The organism is Herbaspirillum sp. B65 (assembly GCF_000333555.1).
Classification (GTDB): Bacteria; Pseudomonadota; Gammaproteobacteria; order Burkholderiales; family Burkholderiaceae_D; genus Herbaspirillum; species Herbaspirillum rubrisubalbicans.
The window spans coordinates 1-3,629 of the sequence record NZ_BADI01001217.1; the positions used below are offsets into that span (position 1 = coordinate 1).

The window sequence follows — 3,629 nt, forward strand, 5'->3', positions numbered from 1 at the left end:
ATTGAGACCGCTGATTTTTTAATACCAATTGATGCAATCGATATCATTTATCTAAACCCGTGGCTCCCACCGAAGCTGGTTGAGGCTGCTAGCGCAACGCTCAATTCGATTCCTGGCTGTGAGGAGATACGAATTTCTCGCTCCACGCTTGTAGGCAACAAAAGGTGGAAAGATGCTGTGAGAGACGCTGTCGAAAAAAAGGCCGATAAATAAGAGCTGTAGATTTCTTTTTAAAGAGCCGAAGACGGGTTATGACTCGTTTTTTCATACTTAGACTTATTGCGCATACTTGGAGATCTACCCTTCTCCAGATTCGAGAAAATGACGTCTCTTATTCGTCAACCAGGAAATTGAATGCCATGGGTGTTTACCGCATCTCGTTGGATGGTGGCTTATTGGAGCGTGGATTCTGGCTTTACGCGTGACTCATTAAATTTGGACACGCCCGACAGCGATCCCCGCTCTGTTGAGTTTGCTGCTTGCCGCATAACTGTGGCTGGCAGCTCCAAGCTGTCCCGCTATGATAGTTTCACTCGCTGTTTCTGAATAACAAATCCTGCCCCCGCAACCAAATGCATTAAGGCGAAAGCCTTGCAGATAAAGGCCCCTAACGTTAGCGCGTTAGGGGCCTTTTGCTTTGCGTGAGTTCCGCGAGGCGGTCTGCGTGACTTTTGCGTGACCTCTTGCAGCCGTTGACCACGCGCGACTGCGCTCCAGCCTGTCTCAGACCTTCGGTGGCTAACGCGCGGAGGTATGGCTTAGCCGATGATCACAACCCGTTCCGCGTCAGCTTGCTGCACTCGATTGACTGTCAAGATCACCTCTTCAAGAGGGCAGGGCTTGGTGAGCAATGCCGAGAACGTCTGGAGCGCCTCCCCTGAGTTTGTCATCGGAGTTGCACTCAACAGCACAATCGGAATGTGGACGAAGCGTTCATCCGCTTTTACTTTCTGCCCAAACTCCAGCCCATCCATGACCGGCATCTTGAGATCGGTGAGGATGACATCGACCGAGTGTTGCTCCATCAACTCCAGTGCTTTCACACCGTTTCGTGCTTCGATCACGGTATAGCCTTCGATGGCAAGAACCGCGGAGAAAAGTGAGCTGACTTCGACATTGTCTTCCACCACCAAAAGTGTTCGTCCAGTCCCCGTGGGTTCCATGAGCCTTTCCATTAGATCTTCGTTCCTACATTCATCTTCATGACTACAGCATGAGGATTTGAGATTGTGTCACTGCCCGGCATCGGGCAAGAGGCGATAGTGTAAGTGCTGGAAGCAGGTTGCCCTATAGCGATGTCCTCCGAAAGTTGATCTGTATTGAGGGTCGGGCCTGATTGGCATCGTTCTGTTCTTGCAGGCCAAGAAACCAGATGACGGAGGAAGAGGTGCTGACCAGGTGCGCGCAAGACCACAGCACACAGAATCAACTGCGCAACCCGCCCAGGTCCAATCCCCCAGCCTTCGTGTTAACATTTCTCCACCTTCATTCATGACGAAAGAGAGATGTCCATGTCGGAACAGGATCCCTGGATCACCCGCGCCGAAGAGTTGAAGACGCAGATGGAAGCGCTGCTGGTAGCCCAGTTGGAAGAATATGAACAGATGACCGCCAAGCTGGAGCAGTGGAAGCAGAACCCGGACGGCGGCTGGCTGACCGAGGCGGACTACCAGCCTTGGCAGGAAGCACTCCAAAAGCTGGAAGCGGCGCAGCGTGAGTTCGATGCTCACATCAGCGCGCGTGTGAAGAAATAAGCAGCAACGCTTGCCAGCCTCAGGCTGGGCCGTGGCTCGGCTTGCACTGCCAGGCCAAAACGACAAACGCCGTGACGTGACACCGTCATGGCGTCTTCGTTGGTGCAGGTCACACGCGCACGGTCTCACTGCACCTCATCACTTTCTCCGGTGGCCGTTTTTGTTGTGCGGCGACGTCGCCGCCTGTCGCTCCAGTATCTTGCGCGATCTACCACGGCTTCCATGAATTGCTGCGCAGTCTCGGGTTTGAGCAGATATTCCACGGCCCCGGCGTCGATGAGCTCCGGCATCTCGGGTGGATAGTCGCTGTCGGGGAAAACTACAATAGGTACCGCCCGGGTGGCGCGTCCGGCCTTCATGGCCTGGATGAATCCCAGGCCGTTGTTCTCCATCATGCCAGGATCCAGAAAGATCACGCCGGGCAATTCCGAATCACTCTCGCGGCGACCATGCTGCAATAGGGATTCGGTGGCGATGTCCGCTTCGTCAATCCACTGCAGCACGCAATGGAAATTGTGGCGCCAGAGCGCAAAGCGCGCCAGCTCGACTGCTTCGCCGTTCGACTCAATCATCAATATGATCGGCGGCTTCATGGTCTTGTCCTTCTCTGCTAGTGACCCTGATCACCATTCCTGCGCTGCGGGAATCTTGTCTATCCTCTCTGGGCAATTCTCCTGGCGCAAAACTTCACTTGCAGTCTGACAAAAATGCTTGCCGGCTCCTATCATGATTTTCCTGATGAACACATGGGCAGGCTGTCAACGCCAGATGGCTTGCCCGGCCGGTATGGAAGGGGCCGGATAAGCGGCCTCACGCCCTCATCTCCAATGCGGTGTAAGCTAGGCGCTGTTGTGAACAGGAGCCAGTCCCGTGATTGCGATTTATTCCCGTATTGCGGGAATTGTGACGCAACATCATTGCCCACTTTTATCTGCTTCGGTCCGTCGCTTGTCGCGCGGCCAGCAGGCGGGTTATGGCACGGGCTTGCCGCGCCTCTGGCGCAATACGGAAGCGGCCGGTCATCTGCGCAGGCGCCCGACGTTCCAGATTTGAACAGGCAAAACACCATCATGAATGCACCCTTGAAAACAGCCGCTTCGGAACCGACGAAGCAGACGCTGGATATCTTGAAGACCCTCATCGGTTTCAACACCATCAGTCGCGAGTCCAACCTGGGCCTGATCGAATGGGTCCGCGATTACCTTGAGCGCTACGGCGCCACCACCCGCCTCACCTACGATGCCCAACGTCGCAAGGCCAACCTGTTTGCCACGCTCGGCGATGCCGGTCCCGGGCGCTTTGGTACGGTCTTCTCCGGCCATACCGACGTGGTGCCGGTGACCGGACAGAACTGGGATACCGATCCCTTCCTGGCCCACGTGGCCGATGGCAAATTGTTCGGTCGCGGTGCTTGCGACATGAAGGGATTCATCGCTGTCTGCCTGGCGCGCCTGCCGGCCATTGCCCAAGACAGGTTGCACACGCCGCTGCACTTTTCCTTTTCCTATGATGAAGAGGTCGGCTGCCTGGGCGTGCGTGAATTGTTGGCCGACCTGCAGCGCAACGACATCAAGCCCACCGGTGTCATTATCGGCGAACCGACCATGATGCAACCGGTCATTGCCCACAAGGGCAAGCGTTCCTATCGCTGCTCGGTGCATGGTCATGCGGCCCATTCGTCCTGTCCGCACCTGGGGATCAACAGCATCGACTATGCAGCGATGATGCAGTTGAAGATCCGTGAGATCGCGCTGCGCGTGCGTCATTCCGAGGTGCAGGACTATGACTTCGACGTGCCGTATTCGTCCATCGTGACCACGCTCTCCAATGGCGGCAACGCGCCCAACATCATCCCGGACAAGGCGAGTTCGTCTT

General features: G+C 55.7%; 4 protein-coding genes and 1 pseudogene. 3 read left to right on the forward strand and 2 right to left on the reverse strand.

Annotated features, from left to right (window positions below):
* Positions 1-213, forward strand: a pseudogene (locus tag I5W_RS32975) (hypothetical protein); the annotation flags it as partial.
* A 545-nt stretch (positions 214-758) separates the two neighbouring features.
* Here I5W_RS32975 and I5W_RS28650 read toward each other — a convergent pair.
* Positions 759-1,163 carry a response regulator gene (locus I5W_RS28650; RefSeq protein ID WP_252717268.1) on the reverse strand — a complete coding sequence of 135 codons (405 nt, stop codon included), beginning with the start codon at positions 1,161-1,163 and terminating at the stop codon, positions 759-761.
* A gap of 348 nt (positions 1,164-1,511) precedes the next feature.
* On the opposite strand from I5W_RS28650, the gene I5W_RS28655 reads away from it, so the two are divergent.
* On the forward strand, positions 1,512-1,754 hold the full coding sequence (locus I5W_RS28655; protein ID WP_017451530.1) for a hypothetical protein: 243 nt from the start codon (positions 1,512-1,514) through the stop codon (positions 1,752-1,754).
* Between the two features lie 125 nt (positions 1,755-1,879).
* On the opposite strand, the gene I5W_RS28660 is transcribed toward I5W_RS28655, so the two are convergent.
* Entirely contained in the window at positions 1,880-2,347 is a 468-nt protein-coding gene (locus I5W_RS28660) for a response regulator (RefSeq protein WP_017451531.1), read from the reverse strand.
* Between the two features lie 477 nt (positions 2,348-2,824).
* Here I5W_RS28660 and I5W_RS28665 point away from each other — a divergent pair.
* Positions 2,825-3,629: M20/M25/M40 family metallo-hydrolase (locus I5W_RS28665; protein ID WP_044531807.1), on the forward strand; the 805-nt coding region annotated here is incomplete at its 3' end.